1 protein-coding gene is annotated in these 384 nt (G+C 46.6%); it reads right to left on the reverse strand.

What is annotated here, in order from left to right; all coding sequences use genetic code 11:
* Positions 1-384 (reverse strand): sulfite exporter TauE/SafE family protein (locus AB4512_RS22900; protein WP_372175827.1); only part of this gene is annotated, 384 nt, incomplete at both ends.

The raw sequence follows: 384 nt of genomic DNA on the forward strand, positions 1-384 counted from the left end.
CCAAGAATGAATCCTTGGTACTTTTGTTTTCTCTTAAGTACAGGACAAGGCTTGGGAGACACATTATGGCTCACATCTGGAGTCTTATGAAAAATGGTATAGACCGCAGCGGCAAGAATGACTAACGGCAATACCTTCTCTAACCACTCGGTGCTAATGGCATCAACAGTGAGTGTGCCGATGGTCGCCCCGATTAAAGTAGATATGAATGCATTGACCCAACACTCAGGCTTGAACAGCTTTTTACGGTAGTAAGTGAATGCAGCTGTAGATGAAGCGAAGGTTGCTGCAAGCTTGTTAGTACCCAATGCGATGTGTGGCGGTAAACCAAGTGACAGTAAAGCTGGAACGGTTAACATCCCTCCGCCACCTGCGACAGCATCA

Source organism: Vibrio sp. 10N.222.52.B7, from assembly GCF_041474275.1.
GTDB classification, from domain to species: domain Bacteria; phylum Pseudomonadota; class Gammaproteobacteria; order Enterobacterales; family Vibrionaceae; genus Vibrio; species Vibrio crassostreae_C.